The following is a 26,229-nucleotide window of genomic DNA, read 5'->3' on the forward strand; positions in this document are numbered from 1 at the left end:
AGCGCGGCATCTACGCCGACGCCGACGGGAAGATCGCCACTTTCCAGGACGCGCTCGGCAAGATCGAGGTGCAGCCCGGCGCGCGCCTGGCCACCGCCGCGCCCGGCAGCGCCACGCGCGGCGGCGGCTACGTGCTGCTGGCGGGCAAGGAAGTGCTCAATGCCGGCGAGATCAGCACGCCGCAGGGCCAGGCGCTCCTGGCTGCCGGCGACAATTTCATCATCCGCCGCGGCCAGGGATCGGACAGCAACATCGCGTCCACCACCCGCGGCAACGAGGTGCAGGTGGCCGGCGCCGGGCTGGCGCGCAACACCGGCCTGATCCAGGCGCCGCAAGGCGACGTCACCCTTACCGCCCAGCGCGTTGAGCAGGCCGGCGTGGTGGTGTCGACCACCTCGGTCGACGCGCGCGGCACCATCCATCTGGACGCGCGCGGCAATGGCGCCGCCGTGACGCTGACCGAGAGCGCCGTCAGCGCCATCCTGGTGGACGCCGGCCTGGCGACGGCGCTGGACGGCCAGCGCGGCAGCCTGCTGCAACCGGCCGTGAGCGGCAATACCGCGCTGGTTCCCGGCGACGAATTCCGCCGCGACCTGTCGCTGCTGCGCATCAGCAGCCAGGGCACGGTGGATTTCCAGGGCGGCTCGCTGTCGCTGGCCACCGGCGGCCAGGTGGCGGTCAAGGCCGATGGCCGCGCGCTGGTGCGCGACGGCGCCCGCATCGACGTGAGCGGCGCGGTCGGCGTGAGCGTGTCGATGGAGTCCAACAACCTCAAGATCAACCTGCAGGGCAACGAACAGCGCGACGCTCCAGTCAACCGCGACAGCAAGCTGCTGAACAACAGCGAGGTGTGGCTCGACCGGCGCGACCTGGTGCGCCTGGCGGCGGGCAGCGGCGGCAACGACACCGACCGCTGGTACACGGCCGGCGGGCTGCTGGAAGTGGGCGGCTACCTGGGCACGCTGGGCGTGCCGGTGAGCCACTGGCTGGCGCAGGGCGGGGTGGTGCGCTTCGATGGCGCCGAGGTGGTCACGCAGGCCGGCTCGGCCATCAACCTGTCGGGCGGCACGCTCGACGTGCAGAGCGGCGAGATCCGCCAGAGCTGGCTGCGCGGCGAGGACGGCCGCCTGTACCTGGCCGACCGCGCGCCGGGCGACCTGCTCTACAGCGGCCTGTACCGGGGCTACGAGGCCGTGTCGCGACGCTGGGGCGAGAACGCCACGCGGCGCTTCTACAACCCGCTGATCGCGCCGCCGACGCGCTACGAGTCGGGCTACACCGTGGGCCGCGACGCCGGCACGCTGGTGGTCTCGACCCGCAACGCGGTGCTGGACGGCGATCTGATCAGCGACACCTACCAGGGCGACCGCCAGACGCGCGCGCCGGTGGCCGGCCAGGACGGCTACAGCCAGTCGCACCGCAACGCGGCGCGCGCGGCGCAGTTCGTGGTGGGCAGCTACAAGCCGTACTACGACACCGCCGGCAATTTCCTGCGCTACCAGCTGGGCGCCACCGGCACGGCCGCCGAGGTGGCGGTGGGCAAGGACCTGGCGGGCCGTTCCGCCGGTCTGGACCTGGCCGATGCGCTGCCCGCCGACCTGACGGGCAAGCTGTTCCTGGACGCCGACCGCCTGAACGGCTTCGGCCTGGGCGCCATCCACATCGCCGCCAGCCGCGGCATCAGCGTCGACGCCGCCTTGCGCGGCGCCGATGGCGGCGAGATCACCCTGTACGCGCCCACCGTCGACATCAACGCCGACCTGGTCAGCCGCGGCGGCCTGATCCAGGCCGGCAACCTGCTGCGCCAGGCTGGCCAGACCGGTCGCGTCGAGGACGTCGCGCTGGCGCCGGCGGCCGGCGCCAAGGCCGCGCTGCGCGTGGCGGGCGGGGTCGTGCTCGATACGCGCGGCGTGTGGAGCAACCTCAAGCAGGACCCGGCCGCGCAACGCGGCCTGGCCGTCATCGATGGCGGCCGCGTGTCGCTGCGCGGCACCGGCGACGTGGCGCTGGCGGCGGGCAGCCTCATCGATGTGTCGTCGGGCGCGGCGCTGCTGACCAGCGGCGCGGTGCAGGGCGGACGCGGCGGCAGTGTGACGCTGGAAGCCAACGCCGTCAGCACGCAGGCCGAGTCGGGCGGCAAGGTGTCGCTGGCCGGCGCGGTGCGCGGCTACGGCGTGAGCGGCGGCGGGGCCTTCAGCCTCGCCAGCGGCGGCACCGTCGTGCTGGGCGGCCCGGCCGACGGCCTGGCGGCCGACGCCGTGCGGCTGGATCCGTCCTTGTTCCAGGCCGGCTTCGCCAGCTATGACATCAACGGCCATGGCGGCCTGCGGGTCGCCGAGGGCGCCGACATCGCCGTCGCCATGCCGGCATGGCGCATGCGGCGCGAAGCCGGCGCGCTGCCGGTATCGGGCGCCGACCCGGCCCAGGCCCTGGCGCTGTGGACGCCGCCGCTCTACTCGGAAGATCCCAAGCGCGCCAGGCTGAGCCAGCGTGGCGGCGCCAGCCTGACGCTGCGCTCGGATCGCGCCGCCCTGGGCGGCGTGCTCGAGGTGGGCGAGGGCGCGCGGGTCGCGGTGGATCCGGGCCAGTCGATCCGCCTGGTCGGGGGCGACCAGATCACGGTGCTGGGCCGGCTGGTGGCGCCCGGGGGCCTGATCTCGATCCTGGACACGCGCGTGAATTCGCAGCAGAACTACACCCCCAAGGCCAACGGCCGCTCGGTGTGGATCGGCGGGCGCGCGGTGCTGGACGTGGCCGGCGACAGCCACGTCGCGCTGGCCACCGACGGCCGCCGCTATGGCGTGGCGCGCGCCGGCGGCAAGATCGAGATCGGCGGCATGCTGGACTGGGAAGCCGATGCCTACGCTCCGCGCCGGCCGATGGATCGGCACCTGATCCTGCGTCCCGGCTCGCTGCTGGACGCATCCGGATCACAGGCGCTGGTGGACCTGCCCGGCCGCGGCGCCACGCTGCTGGCCTACAACGGCGGCAGCATCGTGCTGGCGTCGGCCAACAGCCTGTACCTGGACGGCGACCTGCGCGCCGCCGCGGGGGGAGCGGGCGCGGTGGGTGGCACCCTGGGCGTGGCGCTGGCGCCCGCCTTCTACCTGAGAAGCCTGGCCGAGGCCGCGGTGCTGACGCCGCGCGTGCTGACGCTGTCGCAGCAGCGGGGCGCCCCGCTGCTGCCCGCCGACCTGCGTCCGGGCGAGCTTGCCGCGGACCTGCGCTATGGCGCCGGCGGCCTGGGCGTGGATCAGGTCCAGGCCGGCGGTTTCGGCAACCTGGCGTTGTTCGCGTCGGTAAGGGCCGAGAACGGCCTGTCGCTGGCCATGCCCCAGAGCCTGCGCCTGTCGGGCCCGTTGATGCTGAGCGAGAACGCGCCCGCGGACAGCCTGGTGCACCTGGCGGCGCCCTATGTGTTCCTGAATCACGCGGCCTATGAGCCGCCGTTGGGGTCCGACAGCGTGGTGCAGGTCGGCATGGTGGCGCCGGATTGGCTCAAGCGCGGGCATCGCCTGGTGCTGGACGCCGGCATGATGGATCTGCGCGGCATGCGCGACTTGCGCAGCTTCGATGATGTCCAGATCAACCTGGCCGGCGACCTGCGCCTGGCGAGGGTGTCGGTGGGCCAGGACTTCAATGGCAATACGCTGCTTGGCGCGCCGAACCGCCTGACCATCACCGCGGCCCAGATCTATCCCACCACCGGCGGCGGCGGCGGGATCGCCGCGGGCGAATACTACGGGCAGGGGGGCGGCAATGTACTGAGAAATCCGGATGCGGTGCTGACGATCCGGCGCGCCACGGATGAATTGCCCGATATGCCATATTCCGCCTTCGGTTCGGTGACGCTGTCGGGGCCCAATATCGTCCAGGGCGGCGTGGTGCGCGCGCCGCTTGGCTCGATTTTCTTCATGGGGCCTGAAGACGCGCCGTCCAGCGTGCGTTTCCTGGCCGGCAGCGTAACGTCGATCAGCGGCCAGGGGCTGGTAATGCCCTATGGAGGGACAACCGACGGCATCAAGTACCTGTACGGCGGGCAGGAGATCCGCACCACGGGCGTGGGGGGCAATGATCTGAACGGCGCGCCGCCCCGCATGATCCAGATCAACATGAAATCCATCGTGGCCGACGCCGGCTCGCTGCTGGACCTGTCAGGCGGCGGCGAACTGACCGGCGCCGCGTTCGTGCGCGGACGCGGCGGTTCCGTGGACGTGCTCAAGTACGCCATGGCCGACGCCAATCCCGGCTTCGGTTTCAGCAAGTCCGGCAATGCCGTCTATGCCATCGTGCCCGGCTTCGGCGGCGACTATGCGCCGGCCACGAAAGACGCCGCCATGCCTGCGTACGGCCAGCGCGTCACCATCGGCGCCGGCGTGCCGGGCTTGCCGCCCGGCACCTACACGCTGTTGCCCGCCAATTTCGCCATGCTGCCGGGCGCGTTCCGCGTCGAGGCTGGCGCGCCGGGCGTGTTCGACGCCGCGCAGGCCGCGCCGACCCGCGGCGGCTCCTGGGTGACCACGGGCCGGATGACGGCGCCGGGCGTCAACCCGGGCGCGGTGGCCGCCAGTCAGCTGCTGGTGACGCCGGGCGAGGTGGTGCGTCGCCATGCGCAATACAACGAAACCTCGTACAGCGCCTTTCTGGTGGCGAACGCGGCGCGCACCGGCACGCCGTTGCCGATGCAGCTGGCCGACGCGGGCATGCTGCGCCTGAAACTGACGCCGGGCGCGGGCCGCGAAGGCACGCCGGCCCTGTCGTTCGGCGGCGTGGCGCGCTTCTCCGCGGCGCCGGGCAGCACCGGCGCGGGCGGCACCCTGGCCGTGGACGTGCGCGGCGGCGGCCTGGAAATCCTGGGTCCGGGGCAGGCGCCGGCCCTGGCCGGCCCTGGCGTGGCCGTTTCCGCGGACGCGCTCAACGCCCTGCGTCCGGCGCGCATGGTGCTGGGTGGCGTGATAGGCGCCTCCACCCAGGCCGATGCGCTCGGCGCGATCAGCCTGGGCGGCGACGCCCAGCGCGTGCTGGTGCGCGGCGGCGCCAGCCTGTACGCGCCGGAGATCGTGCTGTTCTCACCCCACAACGGCAATATCACCATCGAGCAGGGGGCCGTCCTGTCCACCGTCGGGCTGGGGCCGGCGCCGCAGGACGCGCGTGGCGGCTATTACTATTCGGTCCAGTCCAACGGCGCGCTGGTCCTGTCCAATGGGCTGGTCAACCTGCGACCGCCGACGCAGGACGGCCGTGTGGCCATCGACATCGGCGCCTGCGCGGGTGTCTGCTCGGGAACCACGCGCCTGGTGTCCGAAGGCACCATCGGCGCCGCCACCAACGGCGCCTTCACGCTGCGCGACAACGTCGAGTACGGCACGCGCAACCTGATGCTGAGCGTGTCCGGCCTGAATCTGGGCTCGCCGCAGGCGCTGGCCCAGGCTGCGGCGGCAGGACAATTGCCGCCCGGACTGGCGCTGGACCAGGATGCCCTGGCGCGGCTGCTGCGCGGCAATACGGCGTTGGGCGCGCCCGCGCTGGAAAGCCTGATCTTCAATGCCGCCGAATCCATCAACGTGTATGGCGCGGTGACGCTGGACACCCGCGCCGCGGCCGGCCCCTCGGCCTTGCGGCGGCTGGTGCTGGGCGCGCCGGCGGTGTATGGCTATGGCGCGGCGGGCGACACGGCGCGCATCAGTGCGTCGGAATTCGTCTGGGCCGGCTCGGTCAGGGCCGCGGTGGCCGGCAACGTGCCGTTGGGCTACGACCAGCCCGCGGCGCCGGGCGGCGCGGTGCTCGATCGCCTGGGCGACGGCAGCCTGACCATCGCGGCCGATGTCATCCGCTTCGACTACTCGCCCTACACGGTGCCGGCCTCGCTGGTGCCGGCCAACCGGCTGGCGCTGGGCTTTGCCGCGGTCAACCTGGAGGCGGCCCAGATGATCACGGGCGTGTCGACCGGCAGTCTGCACGTCTATCACAAGCAGAACGGCTATGTGGCGGAAGAAGGCTGGCGCTACCAGGGCGGCGATCTGACGCTGCGCACGCCGCTGTTGACGGGCGAGGCGGGCGCGACGCTGGCGTTGCGCGCCGGCGGCGCGCTGGCGCTGACGGGCACCGGCGCCGTGGCGCCCGCCCGCGACGTGCTGGGCGCCACGCTCGATCTGAAGGCGCAGCGCGTCACGCTGGATTCGACCGTGGCGCTGCCGTCGGGCAAGCTGGCCGTCAAGGCCGATGGCGACATCACGTTGGGCGCGGGGGCGCGCATCGACCTGGCGGGACGCGCCTTCACGGCGTTCGATGCCACCCGCTACAGCTGGGGCGGCGACCTCGAACTGAACAGCGTGGCCGGCAACATCGTCCAGGCCGCCGGGTCGGTCATCGACCTGTCGGCGCGCAACCAGCGCGGCGGCCGCATGCAGGCCTTGGCGCTGGGCGCGGCCGGCGGCCGCGTGGCGCTGGACGGCGTCATTCTGGGCGGGGCCAGCGGCGAGCACGATGCCGGCGGCACGCGCGTGCCCTATGACGGCGCCGAGATCACCCTGCGCGCGCAGACGCTGGCGGATTTCGCCGGCCTGAACCAACGCCTGAACCAGGGCGGCGTCACCGGCGCCCGCCGCTTCCAGCTCAAGCAGGGCGACCTGGTGGTGGGCGACGAGGTGCGCGCGCGCGTGGTCGAGATCAGCGTCGACGGCGGCAGCCTGACGGTCAATGGCCGCATCGACGCCAGCGGCCGCCAGGTCGGCAGCATCCGCCTGGCGGCACGCGACGACCTGCGCATCAACGGCCTGCTGGACACGCATGGCACGCGCCTGCGCCTGGACAGCTATGGCAAGGTCATCGACGCCGCCAACCGCGCCATCATCGAACTGACCTCGCGCGACGGCACGTTGGCGCTGGACGCCGGCGCGCGCTTCGATCTGCGCGCCGGCACCGACGACGCCAGCCGCCTGGGCGGCCGCCAACTCGGCACGCTCGACCTGAACGCCCGCCGCCTGGGCGGCGGCGGCGAGCGCGGCGCCATTGCCGGGTCGGGCGACGGCGCCAACGACGTGGCCATCCGCATCACGGGCACGCCGCAGATCCTGGGCGCCAAGACCGTGGCCGTGAATGCCTTCCGCCGCTACGACGACGCGCCGCTGGCGCCCAAGCCGGACGTCAGCGGCAAGACGCCGCAGCTGATCACGCAGGCCTACCTGGACGGCATCGACGGCGAAAGCGTGGCCTACATGAACGCCGCGCTCGGCAACGGCGCGCTGGCCGCCCGCCTGGCGGCCCTGGGGCCGTACCACCTGCGTCCCGGCGTCGAGATCGTCAGCGCCACGCCCGATGGCAACCTGACGGTGTCGGGCGACATCGACCTGTCGAACTACCGCTACGGCCCCAATGCCAATCGCACGGTGGCCGCGCTGCGCGGCTACGGCGAGCCCGGCAAGCTGGTGCTGCGCGCCGGCGGCGACCTGGCCATCCACGGCAGCATCAACGACGGCTTCGCGCCGCCGCCCGAGACCCTCGACGACAGCGGCTGGAAGCTGGTCGAAGGGCGTTTCCTGGACAATGGCCAGACGCCGTTCGGCGAAGACCTGGTGGTGCCCATCGATGGCGTCCAGCTGGAAACGGGCACCATCTTCCCGGCCGGCCGCGCGCTGAACTACGACCTGCCGGCGCAGGCCGCCACGCTGCCGGCCGGCACCGTGCTGCCGATGGCGGCGACGCTGAACGGCCCGCTGGCGCTACCCGCCGGCCTGGTGCTGACCGGCGACCTGACGCTGGCCGACGGCCGCGTGCTGCGCGCCGGCTCGGTGCTGCAGGAGGCGCTGACGCTGGGCGCGGGCGCCCGCCTGGGCGTGGGCTTCACGCTGCGCAACGAGGCGGTGCTGCAGGCCTTCACCTGGCCCAAGGGCGTGCCGCTGCCGGCCGCGCTCAAGGCCAGCGCGCGCCTGGACCTGGCGCGCGGCTCGCTGATCCCGTCGCAAACCTTCATCGAACTGCCCGGCGACCAGCCCATCAACCTGCGTCCGGTCGGCCCGGACGGCCGGCAGGGCCGCAACTGGGCGCTGGCGCCGATGCTGGGCGAAGGCGCCAGCGCCTGGAGCCTGATGGCGGTGGCGGGCGCGGACCTGACGGCGGCCGACATGGCGGCGCGGCGCGCCGACGGGCAGGGCGACATCATCCTCGCCGACACGCACTACGGCAGGCTGGGCTTTGGCACCAAGACCATCACCAGCGTCTTCATCGGCGATCGTGTGCTGACGCAGCTCGCCATCACGGACCTTGGCTTGGACCCGTCGTTGCTCGGGACCTCGCCAAAGGCCATCGCCGAAAGCTTCTTCATGACCGAAGACGAATTCTGCGCTGGCACGGGCTACTGCGAAACGGCCTCGCGCACGCTGACGCTGGCCGGGGCGATCATGTATTTCGGCGACCCTGCCTACGTCGGCTACTCCGTCAGGAAACTGGCGGAAGAGTGGTTCATCGATGAGAACGAGGTGTGCTTCGACGCCAGTTATTGCGAAGGCGGCGGCCGCATGGAGACCACCGTGACGCGCGACTACCGCTACGCGGACCGCGCGCCGCTGTTCAGCGTGCTGCGCACCGGCACCGGCGACCTGTCGCTGCTGGCCGGGCGCGACGTTGGCATGGCCTCGGTCTACGGCGTGTACACGGCCGGCGCGCCCTCGTCGCTGGGGGCGCCGCTGGACGCGCGCTTCAACCTGCCGCGCGGCACCACAGACGATGACGCCGTGCTGGGCACCATCCAGCACGATGGCAAGTACGACGCGGCGCTGGCCGCCTATCGCGCCTGGTACCCGGACCAGGGCGGCAACCTGACCGTGGCGGCGGGCCGCGACATCTACGGCGATGCATGGAGCGCGAATTCCATGAACGCCCAGCGCTATGGCACCCAGGATGTCGAATACACCAAATACCCCAGCGCCGCGCTCAGCAACTGGCTGTGGCGCCAGGGCAGCGTGGGCATGCCGGGCGTGAACGACATCGCGTCGAGCTGGTGGATCAACTTCGGCACGTACGCGGCCTATGCCTCGACCAACAGCCAGCAGCCGCGGGTCGTGGGTTTCACCGGCTTCGGCACCCTGGGTGGCGGCAATCTCAGCATCAGCGCCGGACGCGATGCCGGCGTGCGCGATGCGCGCGGCGACGCGCTGCTCAACAACAATCTGGCATCCGGCCGTTCGCAGGCCCTGGTGGCCGTGGTGGCCGGCACCGGCCGGGTGGTCGACGGCGACCTGGTGTTGACGGGCGGCGGCGACATGGATCTGCGCATCGGTGGCGCCTACAACCCCAATCTGCGCGCGATGCAGCAGACCGACGGCAGCGCTGGCACCGGCACCGGCTATGCCGGCAACTTCGAGGATGTCGATCTGAACGGGCTGCTGGTCAATCTGCGCGGGCAACTGGCGTTGACGGCGGGCCGCGTCGGCGGCATCTCGCTGTTCTATGGCGACGGCGCCCAGCTACGCGCGCCCGATATGTCCGCGGTGGGCGGCGGCAAGCCCATGGGCGGGCCGCGCCTGCTGCTGGGCGATGCGGTGGCCTCGCTGGATACGCGCGGCGACCTGGTGCTGGCCGATGCGCCGGACCCCGGCCGCGTGCGCCAGATCAACACCAGCCCCTACACCCAGGGCAGCCTGTCCAAGGGCGGCGGCGCCGAAAGCTGGTTCACGTTGTGGACGCCGGCCACGGCCATCGACCTGTTCTCGGCGGGCGGCAACCTGACGCCGCTGACCACCAACAATACCTTCAAGCCGGGCACCGACTTGCAGATCGATGAAACGACCCGCGTCGGCGCGCAGCGGCAGGTGAGCTACCTCTACCCGTCCAAGCTTGGCGTGACGGCGGCCGGCGGCAATATCATCCTGGCCGCCACCACGCGCGAGGCGGAAAGCGTCAACCACGTGCTGTTGCTGGCGCCGTCGTCCAGCGGTGAATTGTCGATGCTGGCCGGCGGCTCGATCTTCGCCGCGGGTGCTCACGCGGTGTCGATCTCCGGCGCGGACACGCCGCTGCCGACGCCGTGGCGCCCCGGTTTCATGGCCATCAATGCGGGCGAGAACAACGACCAGACCATCTTCAATGTCTCGGTCGAGGGCAACAAGGTCTGGCAGAACTCGCCCAAGCCGTTGTTCACGTTCGGTCCCAATACACCATTGGATGCGTCGCCGCGCCAAGGGGGAACGGCAGTGGCGCGTTTCCATGCCGTGGATGGCGATATCGTCGGCCTGCGCGCCGGCGCCGAGACGCGGATCATGACGGATGCCTTGCAGGGGCGGCCGCGCACCGTGCTGACCTGGTACGAGGCCGCATTGCCGGTCTCGGTGCGGGCGGGGCGCGACATCCTCGGGATGAGCGCGCTGGGCCTGCACAGCAACGCCAACGACCTGTCGCAGGTGAGCGCCGGGCGCGACATCGTGCGGGCCGACCTGACGGTGGCCGGCCCCGGCACGCTGCTGGTGCAGGCGGGCCGCAACATTCGCCAGGACGACGTGGCCAGCATCGTCAGCGTCGGCGCCATCGTGCGCGGCGACGCGCGCCCCGGCGCCAGCGTTGCCGTGCTGGCGGGCGTCGGCCCGCAGGGGCCGGACTACGCCGGCCTGCTTGCGCGCTACCTGGATCCGGCGCGGGCGCTGGCCGCCGGCCAGACGCTGGGAGCCAATCCGGACCGCGTGGTGCAATCCTACGCCGGTGAACTGTCGCTGGCCGGCTGGCTGCGGCAGGTGTATGGCTACCAGGGCGACGAGGCCGGCGCGCCGGCGGAACTGTCGCAGCGCCAGGCGCAGCTGGATGCCGAGGTGGCGGCCGATCCGTCGCGCAAGCGCCGCGACCTGATGCAGGACTATCGCCAGGAAAGCGAGCTGCACCTGGTCAACTGGCTGCGCGCGCACCATGGCTACGACGGCGGCGAAGACGGCGCGCGCGCGGCGCTGGATGCCCTGGCGTCCGAGCAGCAGGGCATCTACGCGCGCCAGCTGTACTTCGCCGAACTGCGCAAGGGCGGCCGCGAGTACAACGAGCAGGGCGGCCCGCGCAGCGGCAGCTACCTGCGCGGCCGCCGCGTCATCGCGGCGCTGTTCCCGCAGACCGACGCCGAAGGCGCGCAGCGCTTGTACCAGGGCGACTTCACCATGTATGGCGGCGCCGGCCTGCGCACGCAGTTCGGCGGCAACATCCAGGTGCTGACCCCGGGCGGACAGCAGGTGCTGGGCATCGAAGGCGCGGCGCCGCCGGCGACTGCGGGCGTGGTGACGCAGGGGCAGGGCGACATCCAGCTGTACGCGCTGGGCAGCGTGCTGCTGGGACAGAGCCGCATCATGACCACCTTCGGCGGCCACATCCAGGCCTGGTCGGCCGAGGGTGACATCAACGCCGGCCGCGGCGCCAAGACCACCGTGCTGTATACGCCGCCCAAGCGCGTCTATGACGCCCTGGGCAACGTCACCCTGGCGCCGACGGCGCCGTCCACGGGCGCCGGCATCGCCACGCTGGCGCCGATCGCCGAGGTGCCGGCGGGCGACGTCGACCTGATCGCGCCGCTGGGCACCATCGACGCGGGCGAGGCCGGCATCCGCGTGTCGGGCAACGTCAACGTGGCGGCGCTGCATGTGGTCAATGCCGCCAACATCCAGGTGCAGGGCGACAGCAAGGGCATCCCGGTGACGGCGGTGGTCAACACCGGCGCGCTGTCGTCGGCCAGCGCTGCGTCCTCGGCCGCGTCCGGCGCGGCGCAGGAATCGGTGCAGCGCGCCCGCCAGCAGGCGCGCCAGAACCAGCCGTCCATCATCAGCGTGCAGGTCCTGGGCAACGGCAACGAACCGCTGACCGGCGCCGGCGCGGCGCCGCAACCGCGCGCGGCCGCGCCGTCCTATCGTCCCGACGGCGTGGTGCAGGTGCAGGGCGTGGACAACGGCGGTTGATGCCAGGGTTGCAACCGGTCGGAAAAAATCCGGCCGGTTGTCATGCCCGCGTCATGAAAGCACGGCGCAAAACGCGTGGCAGGGCCCGGTGAAAACCGGGCCCTGATTCTTTTCTGCGCACCTTTTCCGCGGGCCGGCGCTGTTTCATGAAATTTTTCTTACAACGCGCAGTCCGCGCCGTCCGGGAACGTCTAGTAACAAGCAGAAGCTGTAGACGCGGGTATGCGGGCAGAAAGCCGTAACAGGATTGTCGCAAGCGCGCTGCACGGTAGCGGCCGGTGCCAGACCGGCTATCACACAAGGAACTGAGTGCATCGCTATGCATGATTTCGAGAGCAGGGGCGGCGCGCTGCGCGCCATGATGCGCGGCGCGCCGGGAGCGGTGGCGCTGGCGTTGGCCGTGAACGTGGCCTGGGCGCAGCCGGCGCCGGCCGCGCAGGAGGCGCGCCGCGTCAACATCAACGAATACATCGTGCGCGGCAATACCGTGCTGGAAGCCCGCGACATCGAGAAGGCCGTCTATCCCTACCTGGGGCCCGACCGCACGCTGGCCGACATCGAGGCCGCGCGCGAAGCCTTGCAGGCCGTCTACCAGGAACGGGGCTACCAATCCGTGTACGTCGATCTGCCCGAGCAGCAGGTGGCCGACGGCATCGTGTTCCTGCAGGTGGCCGAAACCAAGGTCGGCCGCGTGCGCGTGGTGGGGGCCAAGCACTATTCGCCGCTGGCCATCCGCGACGAGGTGCCGGCGCTGCGGGAAGGCGAGGTGCCCAACTTCAACCAGGCGCAGGCCGAGCTGACAGACCTGAACAAGGGCGCCAGCCGCCAGGTGGTGCCGCTGGTCAAGGAAGGCCGCATCCCCGGCACCATGGACGTGGACCTCAAGGTCGAGGACAAGAATCCGTGGCACGCCAGCCTGGGCCTGAACAATGACTACAGCGCCGACACCTCGCGCCTGCGCAGCACCGCGTCGCTGGGCTATGACAACCTGTGGCAGCTGGGCCATTCGGTCAGCCTGACCTTCTTCACGGCGCCGCAGGAAACCGACAACGCCAAGGTCTGGTCCGGCTCGTACTCGATGCCGCTGGACAAGCAATGGAGCCTGCAGTTCACCGGCTACAAGAGCGACAGCAACGTTGCCACCATCGGCGGCACCAACGTGCTGGGCAAGGGCTATTCGTTCGGCATGAGCGCCATCTACACCCTGGCGCCGCAGGGCGATTGGTACAACTCGCTGTCGGTCGGCCTGGACTACAAGAAGTTCGACGAGACCACGCGCTTCGGCGGCAACGAAGACCTGATCCCGCTGAAGTACGTGCCGTTCACCTTCTCGTACAACGGCTACCGCTATTCCGAAGCGTCGCAGAGCAGCATCGGCCTGTCGCTCGTCGGCGCCAGCCGCTCGTTCTTCGGCCTGGGCAGCGACTGGAAGGAATTCGACGACAAGCGCTACCGCGCCAGCCCCAGCTTCGCGCTGCTGCGCGGCGACGGCACCCATACCCAGAACCTGTTCGGCGACTGGCAACTGGGCCTGCGCGCCGGCTTCCAGCTGGCCTCGGGCGCGCTGGTGTCGAACGAGCAGTTCTCCGCCGGCGGCAGCACCAGCGTGCGCGGCTACCTGGCGGCCGAGCGCACCGGCGACGACGGCTTCCTGGGTTCGGTCGAGTGGCGCACGCCGTCGCTGGCGCGCTGGCTCGGCAGCAATGTCAACGAATGGCGCTTCTACGCCTTTGCCGATGCCGCCACGCTGCGCCTGCGCGATCCGCTGCCCGAGCAGGATTCGAGCTACTCGCTGGCCAGCGTCGGCCTGGGCACGCGCCTGCAGGTGCTGGACTGGCTGTCCGGCTCGCTGGACTGGGGTTATCCGCTCAAGGACGGCCCCAACACCAAGAAACACGATCCCCGATTGAACTTCAGCGTCCGCGCCAGCTTCTGAGCGCGCGCGAAACCGTATTTATCCCGGAGTCCTGACCATGCAACGCTTATTGATGCTCCTACTGACCGTGCTGGCCGGCGTGCTGCCGTCCGCCGCCAACGCCTGGTGGCAACCCGACTGGCAGTACCGCAAGCAGATCACCGTCGACAGCACGCCGCAGGGCGCGCCCTTGGGCGGGCCCGCTGGCCGCACGCCGCTGCTGGTGCGCCTGCACACCGGCAATTTCACCTTCGACGGCATCAACGAGAAGGGCGCCGACATCCGTTTCGTGGCCGGCGACGACCAGACCGTGCTGAACCACCAGCTGGAAGCCTTCGATCCGCTGCTGGGCATGGCGCTGGTGTGGGTCGACCTGCCGGACCTGGCCGATGGCCAGCGCCAGGACATCTGGATGTACTACGGCAACCAGAAGGCGCCGGCATCGGCCAACGGCCAGCTGACGTTCGATCCGAACTACACGCTGGTCTACCACTTCGACAATGCCGCCGGCGCCCCGCCGCGCGACACCACCGGCAACAGCAACAATGCCCAGACGCCCATGGCCGCCGCGGTCGACGGCGTGATCGGCCGCGCCGCGCAATTCGCCGGCGGCGCGCCGCTGATGCTGCCCGCCAGCCCCTCGCTGGCCGTGCCCGCCGCGGGCGCCTTCAGCTTCAGCGCCTGGGTGCGCGCCGACCAGCCGGCCGGTGAGCAGCTGGTGTATGCGCGCCGCGACGCCGGCAACGCGCTGCTGATCGGCATCAACCAGGGCGTGCCCTTCGTCGAAGTGAACGGCCAGCGCAGCCAGCCCGGCCAGTCGCTCACGCCGGCCGCCTGGCAGCACCTGGCCGTGACGGCCGACGGCAGCCGCGTCACGCTGTACGTGAACGGCCGCGCCACGTCCTCGCTGGCCGCCAGCCTGCCGCCGCTGAACACGCCCGCCGCCCTGGGCGGCGACGTGCCGGCCCCGGCCGTGGCCGCCGCGCCGGCCGCGCCCGCCAATGGCGAAGCCGGCGCCGCGCCGGTCGAAGCGGCCGCCGCCCCGGCGCCGCACGTGTACGCGCCGTTCGTCGGCGCCATCGACGAAGTGCGCCTGTCGCGCGTGGCCCGTCCGGCCGCGCTGCTGCTGGCCGACGCGACCTCGCAGGGCGCCGAGTCGCGCCTGGTGGCCTACGGCAACGACGAAGAACAGTCGGGCTTCGGTTTCGGCGGCCTGGGCTTCCTGCTCAAGGCCGTGCCGGTCGACGCCTGGGTCATCATCGCCATCCTGGTGCTGATGATGGTGCAGTCGTGGGTCATCATGATCAAGAAGAGCCGCAACGTGGCGCGCGTGGCCAGCGCCAACGAGACCTTCCGCGAGTCCTTCGCCAAGGTCGGCCAGCGCCTGGAACTGCTGGCCGACGACGCCGCCCTGGCCAAGCGCCTGGAGCACGCCTCGCTGTGGCGCCTGTACCGCGTGGCGGTCAATGAAATCCGCACCCGCCGCGAACAGGGCGCCGACACCAGTTCGATCTCGGCCGCCACCATCGAAGCCATCCGCGCCTCGATGGACGCCGTGCGCACCAAGGAAAACCAGGTGCTGGGCGCCAAGCTCGGCTCGCTCTCGAACGCCATTGCCGGTGGCCCGTACATCGGCCTGCTGGGCACGGTGCTGGGGATCATGGTGGTGTTCCTGGGCACCGCCATGGCCGGCGACGTCAACATCAACGCCATCGCCCCGGGCATGGCCGCCGCGCTGTTGGCCACCGCCATGGGCCTGTTCGTGGCCATCCCGGCGCTGTTTGGCTACAACCGCCTGGTCTCGCGCAACAAGGAAGTCAGCGCCGACATGCGCGTGTTCGTTGACGAGTTCGTGACGCGACTGGCCGAAGTGCATGGCGAAAGCCAGGCCCAGGAAGCCGCCCACCAAGGCGGCGCGCGCGCCGCGGCCGCCGCCCGCCCGGCCGCGCGCGAGCCGCAGCCGGCCGCCGCCGAAGCATAAGGAGACGACCCCCATGGCTTCCGTATCCGCATCCCAGGACGACGATGACGACGCGCCCGTCGACGGCATCAACATCACGCCGCTGGTCGACGTGCTCATGGTCGTGCTGGTCATGTTCATCCTGACCGCCACGGCGCAGATCGCCGGCATCAAGGTCAACCTGCCCAAGGCCAGTTCGTCCATCGCCCTGTCGCAGCCCAAGACGAAGGCGATTTCCGTCAACGACGCGGGCCAGGTGTTCCTGGACGCCTATCCGGTGACCCTCCCCGAGCTGGAAGACCGGCTGCGCACGGAAAAAGCGTTGAACCCGGACTTTCCGGTGATCGTGCGCGGCGACTCCGCCGTGCAGTACCAGAAAGTGGTGGAAGTGCTGGACCTGCTGCGCCGGCTGGAACTGGCCCAGGTCGGGCTGGTCACCGGCAAGCCGCGATAGGAGCCGAGGCGACCGTCATGCCGCAACACGCATCCGATTCCCCGCGCACGCCGCACCCCGCGCGCCGCTGGCTCAAGCTGGCCGCGGTCGCGGTGGCGCTGATCGCGGCGGCCTACGCGCTATGGCGCTGGGCCAACGACATGGCCGGGGTGCGCCGCGAGGCGCCCAAGGCCACCGCGATCATCCCGCTGCCGCCGCCGCCTCCGCCGCCGCCCGAGCCGGAAAAGCCGCCCGAGCCCGAGCCGCCCAAAGAAGAGCCGGTGGCGCCGCCCGAGCCCGAGCCGCAGCCCACGCCCGAACCGCCCAAGCCGCAGGACGAGGCGCCGCCGCGCCCGGCCGACGACCTGGCCAACCCGATGCAGATCGATGGCGATGCCCAGGCCGGCACCGACGCGTTCAACATCGGCGCCGGCCAGGGCAAGGGCATGGCCGGCGGCGGAGGAGGGCGCGGTGGCAACGGCACCTACAACCAGTACGTCGCCTACGCGCTGCAGAAGATCCTGAGCCAGGACGATCGCACCCGCAATCTGAGTTTCCGCACGTACGTGGACATCTGGTTCGACGCCGACGGAAAGATCACGCGCGTGGCGCTGGGTCGCGCCGGCGCCGACGCCGAGATCGATGCCCGCGTGGTGGAGACGTTGCGCGCCGTGCCCCGTATCGACGAGCGGCCGCCCGCCTCCATGGGCATGCCGATGCGAATCCTGGTGACGGGTCGCCGTCCCTCTCCCTGAAGTGCTGAATTGAACCGATCCTGGAGTGCCAAGAGAATGAAGTTCCAATTGAACCGGTTGGCGGCATCGCTGGCCCTGGCCGCGGCGGGCGCCGCCGCCGCGTTGCCGGTCACGGCCAACGCCGCGCCCGCCCCGTCCGAAAACGCCACCATCAACCTGATCCGCCTGCTGGTGCAGCAGGGCGTGCTCAAGCCGGAGCAGGCCGACGCCCTGGTGGCCCAGGCCGAAGCCGAAGCCAAGGCCGCGCGCGCCGCGCCGCAGGATCGCGGCGCCGCCGTGGCCCAGGCGGGCGACGTGCGCGTGCCGTACATCCCGCAGACCGTGCGCGACCAGATCCGCGACGAGGTCAAGGCCGAAGTGATGGTGCAGGCCAAGGAAGAGAACTGGGCCCAGCCCAACACGTTCCCCGACTGGGTTTCGCGCATCACCATCGATGGCGACGTGCGCGTGCGCGACGAGTCGCGCCTGTACTCGGGCGGCAACAGCAACGAAATCGTCGATTTCGCCAAGCTCAACGCCAAGGGGCCGTACGACCTGAACCGCAACACCAACGGCAACTATCCGCCGATGCTGAACACGCGCGAGGACCGCCGCAACCAGCTGCGCGTGCGCGCCCGCCTGGGCGTGCGCGCCGACATCTCGGAAGCCTGGACGGCCGGCATCCGCCTGGCCACCGGCAGCGACGACAGCCCGGTCTCGACCACCCAGACGCTGGGCGGCGGCATGGGCAAGAAGGACATCTGGCTGGACCAGGCCTACCTGACCTACCGTCCCGCCAAGTGGGCCACGGTGACGGGCGGCCGCATCGCCAATCCGTTCGAGTCCACCGACATGCTGTTCTCGAACGACCTGAACTTCGACGGCGTCGCCGCGATCTTCAAGCACCCGCTGGAAGGCCGCGACGTGACCCTGTTCGGCACCCTGGGCGCGTTTTCGACCGAGTACGGCTCGAACGGCTGGAACTCGTCGTCGTTCTCGGAAGGCAAGAGCGAAGACAAGTGGCTGCTGGCCGCCCAGGCCGGCGCCGACTGGAAGATCGACAGCCGCAATAGCCTGCGCGGCGCGCTGGCCTACTACCACTTCGACAACATCGCCGGCAAGCGCTCCAGCCCCTGCTCGCCGTGGGCCGGCCAGGAAAACTGCGACACCGACTGGTCGCGCCCGGCCTTCATGCAGAAGGGCAACACCCTGTTCCTGCTGCGCGATATCACCTCCAACCCGCAGGATCCGGCCAACACGCCGCAGCCGCAGTACGTCGGCCTGGCGTCCAAGTTCGACCTGCTCGACGTGAACCTGCGCTGGGACACGCGCGTGTTCAACGGCCTGGGCCTGCGCGTGAACGCCAACTACATCCGCAACCTGGCCTACAGCAAGAGCAAGATGATGAACCGCTCGCAAGGCAACATCGTCAACAACTTCGGCGAGAACGGCGATGTCGAAAGCGGTCCCAACGCCTGGATGCTGCAGGCCACGCTGGGCCGGTCGTACGACCTGAAGGAGAAGGGCGACTGGCTGGCCTTCGTCGGCTACAAGTACATCCAGCCGGATGCGCTGCCCGACGCCTTCAACGATTCGTCGTTCCACCAGGGCGGCACCAACGCCCGCGGCTACTACATCGGCGGCGGCTACGCCTTCGACAAGAACGTGTACGGCGTCCTGCGCTGGATGAGCACGCGCGAGATCTATGGCGCGCCGCTGTCCATCGACACCATGCAGTTCGAGATCAACGCCAGGTTCTGAGGCCATGGACATGCATACCTTGTGGGATGAGTCGCGCCAGCCGCGGGCGCGGGAACGCGGCCGGCGGCTGGCCGCCGCCGCGGCCCTGTGCGCCGCGGGCCTGAGCGTGGCGCTGCCGGCGCAGGCCGAGAGCATGGAAGAGCGCCTGCGCGCCCAGTTGCGCAGCACCACCCAGCAACTGCAACAGCTGCAAAGCGAGCAGGCCCAGGTCAACGCCGCCAAGGCCGCGGCCGAAGCGCAGCGCGACGCCGCCCAGAAAGAGCTGGTCGCCTTGCGCAGCCAGCTGGCGAGCGCCAAGGGCCAGGCCGAGAAGCTGGCCGGGCAGCAGGAGGCCGTGATGGAAAGCGCCCAGGCGCAGGTGGCCGCCAGCCATGCCCAGCTGGGCAAGTTCAAGGGCGCCTACGATGAGCTGCTGACGCTGTCGCGCGCCAAGGAGGCGGAACGGCAGACGCTGGCCCGCACCCTGGCGCAGCGCGACACCGAGGCCAAGGCCTGCATCGCCAAGAACCGCGAGATGTACGAGGCCGGCAAGGAAATCCTGAACGCCTACGAGCGCATCGGCGCCGGCGGCATCCTGGCCATGAAACAGCCGTTCGCCGGCAGCGCGCGCGTCAAGTTCGAGGAGCAGGCGCAGGCGTATGGCGACAAGCTGTACGACGCGCAGGTCGGCGCGACCGCGCCGGCGGCGCCGGCGGCCCAACCCTGAGCATCCAGGCGCTGTCTTATCTCTTTCATGCAGGGAGACTGTAATGAACGGCTTTGCTTGCGAACCGATCTCTCTGAATTGATCTCTTTTACCTAGGAATGACTGTAATGACCGACTCCAGCCTGATTCTCGACGTGAACGCCGAACGCCTGCAGGAACTGCTGCAATCCGCGGGCTATCGCGTCACCGTGTCCGAGCAGAACGGCATGGTGCAACTGCTGAGCGCCAGCCAGGGCGTGGGCTTTGCCGCGCGCATGGGCAACCCCGCCGTCGAACCCGGCAGCTACCTGGACTACACGCTGAGCTGCGCGCTGCGCGTGCAGGGCGAACTGCCGCCCGGACTGGCCGAGCGCTGGAACGTCGAAAAGCGCTTCGCCCGCCTGACGGTGCAGGGCGTGTTCCTGGTGCTGGAACTGGACGTGATCCTGGCCGGCGGCGTGTCCGAGAACTACCTGCGCGCCACCGCCGAACTGTGGGATCGCCTGCTGCAGGAATTCCTGTTGTTCCTGCGCGCCAACGCCAGCGCCGAAGCCGGCGCCGATACCGACGCCGTTGAACCGCGGCAGGACGCCGCCACCGAGGCGCTGAACTGATCCATCCGCCAGGCCCGGCGCCTGGCGTTCGGGACGGCAACGTCCCCAACCCCCCAGGCCGCCGTGGCGGCGAATGGCGCATCCAAGCAAGCGAGGTTCCGACCATGAACATTCTTTCCAATCAGCCCGCGCGGCTGCGCGTGACCGCCGCGGTGCTGCTGATCGCGGTGCTGGCCGGCGCGGTGGCGCTGATGCGCGGCAGCCCGGCGCAGAGCAGCGAATCCAGTCCCGTGCCCGCCAAGGCGGCGGCCGCGCCGGAAAAGGGCGCGGCTCCGGCCGCCGCCGCCACCGCCCAGCCGGCCCCGGCCAAGGCGCCGGCCGTGGCCACCCTGGGCGCGGTGCAGGTGGACCGCGACGAACTGGTGCGCCAGCTGGAGGCGCTGCCGCCCGAGGCCCGCGCCCAGCTCAAGGGCAACCGCGCCGGGCTGGACCAGTGGCTGCGCGCCCGCCTGGCCGAGAAGGCGCTGGTCGAGCAGGCCCGCGCCCAGGGCTGGCAGGAGCGCCCCGAGCTCAAGCGCGCCTTCCAGGCGGCGCAGGAGCGCATCGTGCTGCAGACCTACCTGGATTCGGTCAGCCGCGCGCCCGACGACTACCCGGCCGAAGCCGACCTGCGGGCCGCCTACGAGCGCGCCAAGCCGCAGCTGGCGCAGCCGGCGTTGTACCGCGTCAGCCAGATCTTCCTGCCGGCCGCGCCGGGCGACGGCGACGCGGTGGCGGCCGCGCGCAAGCAGGCGCTGGACCTGGTCAAGCGCGCCCAGGCGCCCAAGGCCGATTTCGCCGCGCTGGCCAAGAGCCATTCGCAGGACGCCTCGACCCGCGCGCAGGGCGGCGACATCGGCTACGTGCCGCTGGCGCAGCTGACGCCGGAAATGCGGCCCGTGATCGAGCAGCTCAAGGCGGGCGAGGTCGCGGCGCCGGTGCAGTCGGCGGCGGGCTTCCATATTCTGAAACTGGTGGATCTGCGCGCGGCCAGTGTGGCGCCGTACGAGCAGGTCAAGGATGAGTTGCGTGCCGCGTTGCGGACCCAACGCCAGGAACTGGCGGCGAGGGCTTACCTGGAGGGGTTGCTGAATGCAGGAACCGTCAGCATTGATGGCGCGGCCCTCAATGCCGCCTTCGACCAAACCGCGGCTGCCACGGCGGCCCAGCCCGCCGTCGCCGCCCGCGCTCCCTGAGCCGGGCGGCATCGCGGCGGCGCTGGAGGCGCGGCTCAGCCAGGCCCTGGGCCAGTCCGGGCCGCCCGCCAGCCTGCAGTGCGCGGCCGCGCTGTTGCAGTCGTTGCGCGTTGCGTTCGCCGGCGAGCTGCTGCACTGGCTGGCGCTGGTGCCGCGGGTCGAACCCGGCCGGCCGCGCGATCCGCTGCGCGACCACAGCCTGGACCTGGCCGACCTGCGCGTGCTGTACCGGGCGTTGCGGGTGGCGTGGCTGGCCGAGCTGGTGTTCGGCGGCGTGGAAGATGCGCGGCGCTGGCTCTGCAGCCCCAAGCGCCGGCTGCATGGCCGGGTGCCATTGCTGCTGTGCCAGCACGGCCGCTACGCCGTGCTGATCGAACAGTGGCTGATCAACATCGATGAAGGAAACGGCCCATGACCGCGCTCTGGCGCTTGAGCAACAGCCAGGACCTGATGCCGCGCGCCCGCCCCGCGGGCCGCTGGCACGCCGCCGGCGCGGCGGTGGTGGTGCTGGACGCCACCCCCGCCGCCGCCGTGTTCGCGCGCCTGGCGCAGGCCGAGGTGGCGCATCCGCGCGCCCTGCCGCGTAACTACTTCCTGCTGGAAGTGCGGGTGCCGGCGGCCGCCGTGGCCGAGCCGCGCCCGCCGGCCGGCTGGCAGACCGACTTGCAGGCCTCGCGCGCCTTCGGCAACGCCTGGCTGGCGCGCGGCGATACCTTGCTGCTGAAGGTGCCGTCGGCGGCCGGCAGCTGCCAGTACCTGCTGAACGCCGATCATCCACAGCTGGCGCAGTGCCAGATCGTCTCGTCGCTGGGCTACCCGTTCGCGCCGCACCTGGCCGGCATCGACGGCGCGGTGCTGGACGGGGCCGGCTGGCTGGCCGCCGCGCCGGACTGACGGGAAGGGCGGCGGCCCCGGCGGCGGCGGGGCCTGCCACCGGCAAGAGGGGGGCGGCTGGGCATAGAATAGGGCGCATCCCGTCTCTGTCCGCAGGAGCCTTCCGTATGACCGCCATTCCCGCTGCCCCGACGCCCGGCGCAGCGCTGCCCGCCGTGACCGCGCGGGTCGACGTCGTTTCCATCCAATCCCAGGTCGTCTATGGCTGCGTCGGCAACAACGCCGCCATGCCGATATTCCGCCAGGCCGGGCTGCGGGCCGTCGCGCTGCCCACGGTCATTCTGAGCAATACTCCGCACTACCCCACGCTGCACGGCGGCGCGGTGCCGCTGGACTGGTTCCAGGGCCTGCTGCGCGGGCTGGACGAGCGCGGCGTGACCGCGGTGGCGCGCGTCGTGGTCTGCGGCTACCTGGGCCAGCCCGGCCAGGCCGACCTGCTGGCGGACTGGCTGAGCGGGCTGCGGGCCACGCGGCCCGAGCTGCGGGTGCATATCGATCCGGTCATGGGCGACCGCAACGATGGCCTGTACGTGGACGCCGGGCTGGTGGCGCAGTATCGCCGCAAGCTGGTGCCGCACGCCCATGGCATGACCCCCAACCATTTCGAGCTGGAGCAGATGGTGGGCCGGCCGCTGGCCTCGATCGACGAGGTGGCGGCGGCCGCGCGCGAACTGATCGCCGAAGGGCCGGAGTGGATCGTGGTGACCAGCGCCGCGCCGCAGACGGCCGCGCCCGGCACGCTGCGGCTGGCGGTGGTCACGCGCGACGACTGCGTGGTGCTGAGCCATCCCGAGATCGCCATCCCGCCGTCGGTGCACGGCACCGGCGACGTGTTCATGGCGGCCATCACCACCCGGCTGCTGGCCGGCGATGCGCTGGAAGACGCGGCGCGGGACGCGGCGGCGGCGGTGACCGGCGCCCTGGCCCGTACCCGCGACCTGGGCTGGGAAGAACTGGCGGTGGAAGGCTGACGCGCCGGCGGCGTGATGGCCCGCTTTGATACCGTTTTCCAAACACACCGTTCCGCCAGGCCGAACAAGCCGCCCGCGGCAGGCGGGTAAAATCAGCGGTTGTCCACCACGCTGGGAGCCAGAGTGCAGCCGGTCATTTCAGTTCAAGGCCTATCCAAGCGATACGCCTCGGGATTCCAGGCGCTCAAGAGCGTCGACCTGGAAATCCAACGCGGCGAGATCTTCGCCTTGCTCGGCCCCAACGGCGCCGGCAAGACCACGCTCATCAGCATCATCTGCGGCATCGTCAACCCGACCGAGGGCCGGGTGCTGGCCGACGGCCACGACATCCTCACCGACTACCGCGCCGCCCGCAGCGCCATCGGCCTGGTGCCGCAGGAGATCTCCACCGACGCCTTCGAAAGCGTGTGGAACACGGTCACCTTCAGCCGCGGCCTGTTCGGCAAGCCGGCCAATCCCGAATACATCGAGAAGGTGCTGCGCGACCTGTCGCTGTGGGACAAGAAAGACAGCCGCATCATGGCCCTGTCCGGCGGCATGAAGCGGCGCGTGATGATCGCCAAGGCGCTGTCGCACGAACCCAAGATCCTGTTCCTGGACGAGCCCACCGCCGGCGTCGACGTCGAATTGCGGCGCGGCATGTGGGACATGGTGCGGCGCCTGCGCGAAAACGGCGTCACCATCATCCTCACCACCCATTACATCGAGGAAGCCCAGGAAATGGCCGACCGCGTGGGCGTGATCCGCAAGGGCGAGATCATCCTGGTCGAGGAAAAGAACGCGCTCATGACCAAGCTGGGCAAGCGCCGCCTGACGCTGACGCTGAAGGCGCCGCTGCCGGGCATCCCCACCGCGCTGGAGCCGTTCCACCTGGAAATGTCGGCCGACGGCCGCCAACTGGTCTACACCTACGACAACCAGGGCGGCGGCGAGATCTCCGGCCTGCTGCGGCGCCTGACCGAGCTGGACATCGAATTCACCGACCTCAACTCCTCGGAAAGCTCGCTCGAAGAGATTTTCGTCAGCCTGGTGCACGGACAATCATGAATTTCTACGCAATCCGCGCCATCTACCGCTTCGAAATGGCCCGCGCCTGGCGCACGCTGATGCAGAGCGTGCTGTCGCCGGTGATTTCCACCTCGCTGTACTTCGTGGTGTTCGGCTCGGCCATCGGGTCGCACATGGTGCAGATCGACGGCGTCAGCTACGGCGCCTTCATCGTGCCGGGCCTGATCATGCTGTCGCTGCTGACGCAGAGCGTGGCCAACGCTTCGTTCGGCATCTACATGCCGCGCTTCTCGGGCACCATCTACGAAATCCATTCGGCGCCCATCTCGTACCTGGAGATCGTCGCCGGCTACGTCGGGGCGGCCGCCAGCAAGTCCATCATCCTGGGGCTGATCATGCTGGCCACGGCGCGCCTGTTCGTGCCGTTCGAGATCGCGCATCCGTTCTGGATGCTGGGGTTCCTGCTGCTCACCGCCGTCACCTTCAGCCTGTTCGGCTTCATCATCGGCGTGTGGGCCGACGGCTTCGAGAAGCTGCAGATCATTCCGCTGATGATCATCACGCCGCTGACCTTCCTGGGCGGCACCTTCTATTCCATCAAGATGCTGCCGCCGTTCTGGCAGGGCGTGACGCTGTTCAACCCGGTGGTGTACCTGATCAGCGGCTTTCGCTGGGCCTTCTATGGCGTGGCCGACGTCAACGTCACGGTCAGCGTCGCCATGACGCTGGTGTTCCTGGCGGTCTGCCTGGTGGTGGTGCGCTGGATCTTCAAGACCGGCTATCGCCTGAAGACCTGAGCGCGGCGGCGCCACGGCTGCGTGGCCCCGCCCGCTTGCCGATCAGGCGGCCGCGACCGGCGCCTGGCGCGCCAGGCCGCCATGCGCATCGAGCAGCCGCTCGCGCCATGCCGCCACGGGGTCGTCGGCCGCCAGCAGTTCCAGCGCGCTGGTGCAGCGCGCCCACATGAAGAACCCGAACACCGCGTAATCCGCATAGGCCGGCTGCTGGCCGGCCAGGTACGGCTGGCGCGCCAGCATCTGGCGCAGCGGCAGCAGCGAGGCGCGCAGCGCCGCCAGTTGTTCCTCGCGCAGGGCGGGCAGGTCTTCCAGGGGGCCGAAGCGCTTTTCGCGCGTGTGGCGGAAATAATCCTGGTCCTTGGCGTCGATCAGGGCGTGGATCTCCGGCAGCAGCAGCCGCGCCAGCGTCGGCACCAGGGTGGTGTCGGCCCAGGTGTTGGCGAACAGGCTGAGCGCGCGGCCGGTGTCGCCGCCGAACAGCGAGGGGCGTTCGGGGAACGTGTCTTCCAGGTAGCAGGCGATCTGCCAGGAATCGCTGATCACGTGCTCGCCGTGCACCAGCACCGGCACCAGCTTCTGGCCCGAGAATTCGATCGCTTCCTTGTCGGTGAAGCGCCACGGCACGGTGTTGGCGGACAGGCCCTTGTGGGCCAGCGCCATGTGCGTTTTCCAGCAATGGGGGCTGAAGCGCAACGTCGGATCGGCGCCGGCCAGGTCATACAGGGTGAGATCGATGGTCAAGATGCCGCACTCCTTGGAAGTATCCCGGTAGGATACCGCCAAGGCGCGGCCAGCAGGGCAGGCGGGGAAAGACGGACGGACCTACTGCACCGTCGCGCCAGCCTTGCCCATCTTCATCAGGCGCTCCTTGAGCTGGGGATTTTGCTGCACGGCCTGGCCGATGCCATTGAATTCCTCCACGGACAGGCCATCGGCCTGCACCAGCTTGACCATCTTGGCGTCGGCTTCCTGGATCACTTTCTGTTTGTCCGCGTCGGTCTTGGCGGCGTCGACCTTGGGACGGTATTCGTCCACCACGCCCGACACCTTCTGCGACGCCGAGGCGAAGCGCTGCAGTTGCTGGTCGGTGGGCTGCACCGCTGCCGGCGCCATGGGCGTCTGGCTGGCGGGGGCGTTCTGCGCCAGGACGGGGGCACCGGACAGCGCGGCCGTCAACATGATGGCCGACAGGATTGCGGTTTTGGAATACGGCATGAAACCTCCTTGTTCCGGATGAATGTCCGACCATGATGGCAAGGCACCCCGGGAGGCTTCAAGTTTCGCAATGTGTTTTCCTGTGTCGGCAGGCCACGAGGGGCCGGCCGCGCACAGCAGGGCGGCGCCCGGAGGCGCCGCGGAAA

At 70.5% G+C, this 26,229-nt stretch carries 16 protein-coding genes; 14 read left to right on the forward strand and 2 right to left on the reverse strand.

Annotated features, from left to right (window positions below; all coding sequences use genetic code 11):
- Positions 1–68 precede the first annotated feature (68 nt).
- From DK459_RS29960 to DK459_RS30025, 14 genes are all read left to right on the forward strand, one after another.
- Complete coding sequence (locus DK459_RS29960; protein ID WP_110135231.1) at positions 69–11,921, forward strand: filamentous haemagglutinin family protein; 11,853 nt, start codon at positions 69–71, stop codon at positions 11,919–11,921.
- A gap of 319 nt (positions 11,922–12,240) precedes the next feature.
- Positions 12,241–13,857: a ShlB/FhaC/HecB family hemolysin secretion/activation protein gene (locus DK459_RS29965; protein ID WP_006385391.1), complete on the forward strand. Its 1,617-nt coding sequence runs from the start codon at positions 12,241–12,243 to the stop codon at positions 13,855–13,857.
- 37 nt (positions 13,858–13,894) lie between these two features.
- Positions 13,895–15,817 (forward strand): DUF2341 domain-containing protein, encoded by a 1,923-nt coding sequence (locus DK459_RS29970; RefSeq protein ID WP_110135232.1) that lies wholly within the window; start codon positions 13,895–13,897, stop codon positions 15,815–15,817.
- 13 nt (positions 15,818–15,830) lie between these two features.
- Positions 15,831–16,250 carry a biopolymer transporter ExbD gene (locus tag DK459_RS29975; RefSeq protein ID WP_006384781.1) on the forward strand — a complete coding sequence of 140 codons (420 nt, stop codon included), beginning with the start codon at positions 15,831–15,833 and terminating at the stop codon, positions 16,248–16,250.
- Between the two features lie 17 nt (positions 16,251–16,267).
- The gene (locus DK459_RS29980) at positions 16,268–16,984 is read left to right on the forward strand and encodes a Ferric siderophore transport system, periplasmic-binding protein TonB (RefSeq protein ID WP_020928605.1); all 717 of its coding nucleotides are present in this window, start codon (positions 16,268–16,270) and stop codon (positions 16,982–16,984) included.
- A gap of 36 nt (positions 16,985–17,020) precedes the next feature.
- On the forward strand, positions 17,021–18,724 hold the full coding sequence (locus DK459_RS29985; protein WP_006385387.1) for a putative porin: 1,704 nt from the start codon (positions 17,021–17,023) through the stop codon (positions 18,722–18,724).
- A 10-nt stretch (positions 18,725–18,734) separates the two neighbouring features.
- The gene (locus DK459_RS29990) at positions 18,735–19,430 is read left to right on the forward strand and encodes a DNA repair protein (protein WP_227740167.1); all 696 of its coding nucleotides are present in this window, start codon (positions 18,735–18,737) and stop codon (positions 19,428–19,430) included.
- A gap of 107 nt (positions 19,431–19,537) precedes the next feature.
- Complete coding sequence (locus tag DK459_RS29995) at positions 19,538–20,023, forward strand: YbjN domain-containing protein (RefSeq protein ID WP_006385385.1); 486 nt, start codon at positions 19,538–19,540, stop codon at positions 20,021–20,023.
- A gap of 104 nt (positions 20,024–20,127) precedes the next feature.
- On the forward strand, positions 20,128–21,198 hold the full coding sequence (locus tag DK459_RS30000; RefSeq protein ID WP_049054497.1) for a peptidylprolyl isomerase: 1,071 nt from the start codon (positions 20,128–20,130) through the stop codon (positions 21,196–21,198).
- On the forward strand, positions 21,131–21,613 hold the full coding sequence (locus DK459_RS30005; RefSeq protein ID WP_026383047.1) for an MbcA/ParS/Xre antitoxin family protein: 483 nt from the start codon (positions 21,131–21,133) through the stop codon (positions 21,611–21,613). The genes DK459_RS30000 and DK459_RS30005 overlap by 68 nt, the downstream gene beginning before the upstream one ends.
- The gene (locus DK459_RS30010; protein WP_020928601.1) at positions 21,610–22,092 is read left to right on the forward strand and encodes an RES family NAD+ phosphorylase; all 483 of its coding nucleotides are present in this window, start codon (positions 21,610–21,612) and stop codon (positions 22,090–22,092) included. Before DK459_RS30005 ends, DK459_RS30010 begins: the two co-directional genes overlap by 4 nt.
- Before the next feature lie 107 nt (positions 22,093–22,199).
- Complete coding sequence (gene pdxK / locus DK459_RS30015; RefSeq protein WP_020928600.1) at positions 22,200–23,063, forward strand: pyridoxine/pyridoxal/pyridoxamine kinase; 864 nt, start codon at positions 22,200–22,202, stop codon at positions 23,061–23,063.
- A 123-nt stretch (positions 23,064–23,186) separates the two neighbouring features.
- Positions 23,187–24,110: an ABC transporter ATP-binding protein gene (locus tag DK459_RS30020; RefSeq protein ID WP_024069649.1), complete on the forward strand. Its 924-nt coding sequence runs from the start codon at positions 23,187–23,189 to the stop codon at positions 24,108–24,110.
- Entirely contained in the window at positions 24,107–24,868 is a 762-nt protein-coding gene (locus DK459_RS30025) for an ABC transporter permease (protein ID WP_070539988.1), read from the forward strand. The genes DK459_RS30020 and DK459_RS30025 overlap by 4 nt, the downstream gene beginning before the upstream one ends.
- Positions 24,869–24,910: 42 nt before the next feature.
- On the opposite strand, the gene DK459_RS30030 is transcribed toward DK459_RS30025, so the two are convergent.
- Entirely contained in the window at positions 24,911–25,609 is a 699-nt protein-coding gene (locus DK459_RS30030) for a glutathione S-transferase family protein (RefSeq protein WP_070539992.1), read from the reverse strand.
- An 81-nt stretch (positions 25,610–25,690) separates the two neighbouring features.
- On the reverse strand, positions 25,691–26,083 hold the full coding sequence (locus tag DK459_RS30035) for a DUF4168 domain-containing protein (RefSeq protein WP_006386112.1): 393 nt from the start codon (positions 26,081–26,083) through the stop codon (positions 25,691–25,693).
- Positions 26,084–26,229: the final 146 nt, after the last annotated feature.

It is taken from the genome of Achromobacter sp. RW408 (assembly GCF_003184165.1).
GTDB lineage: Bacteria > Pseudomonadota > Gammaproteobacteria > Burkholderiales > Burkholderiaceae_B > Achromobacter > Achromobacter xylosoxidans.

Excerpts from the sequence above, each read along its gene's own strand:
- DK459_RS30000 (WP_049054497.1), top strand. The coding sequence starts at position 20,128 with ATGAACATTCTTTCCAATCAGCCCGCGCGGCTGCGCGTGACCGCCGCG.
- DK459_RS29970 (WP_110135232.1), top strand. The coding sequence starts at position 13,895 with ATGCAACGCTTATTGATGCTCCTACTGACCGTGCTGGCCGGCGTGCTG.
- DK459_RS30005 (WP_026383047.1), top strand. The coding sequence starts at position 21,131 with ATGCCGCCTTCGACCAAACCGCGGCTGCCACGGCGGCCCAGCCCGCCG.
- DK459_RS30010 (WP_020928601.1), top strand. The coding sequence starts at position 21,610 with ATGACCGCGCTCTGGCGCTTGAGCAACAGCCAGGACCTGATGCCGCGC.
- DK459_RS29995 (WP_006385385.1), top strand. The coding sequence starts at position 19,538 with ATGACCGACTCCAGCCTGATTCTCGACGTGAACGCCGAACGCCTGCAG.
- DK459_RS29975 (WP_006384781.1), top strand. The coding sequence starts at position 15,831 with ATGGCTTCCGTATCCGCATCCCAGGACGACGATGACGACGCGCCCGTC.
- DK459_RS29990 (WP_227740167.1), top strand. The coding sequence starts at position 18,735 with ATGCATACCTTGTGGGATGAGTCGCGCCAGCCGCGGGCGCGGGAACGC.
- DK459_RS30025 (WP_070539988.1), top strand. The coding sequence starts at position 24,107 with ATGAATTTCTACGCAATCCGCGCCATCTACCGCTTCGAAATGGCCCGC.
- DK459_RS30035 (WP_006386112.1), bottom strand. The coding sequence starts at position 26,083 with ATGCCGTATTCCAAAACCGCAATCCTGTCGGCCATCATGTTGACGGCC.
- DK459_RS29965 (WP_006385391.1), top strand. The coding sequence starts at position 12,241 with ATGCATGATTTCGAGAGCAGGGGCGGCGCGCTGCGCGCCATGATGCGC.
- DK459_RS29980 (WP_020928605.1), top strand. The coding sequence starts at position 16,268 with ATGCCGCAACACGCATCCGATTCCCCGCGCACGCCGCACCCCGCGCGC.
- pdxK (WP_020928600.1), top strand. The coding sequence starts at position 22,200 with ATGACCGCCATTCCCGCTGCCCCGACGCCCGGCGCAGCGCTGCCCGCC.
- DK459_RS29985 (WP_006385387.1), top strand. The coding sequence starts at position 17,021 with ATGAAGTTCCAATTGAACCGGTTGGCGGCATCGCTGGCCCTGGCCGCG.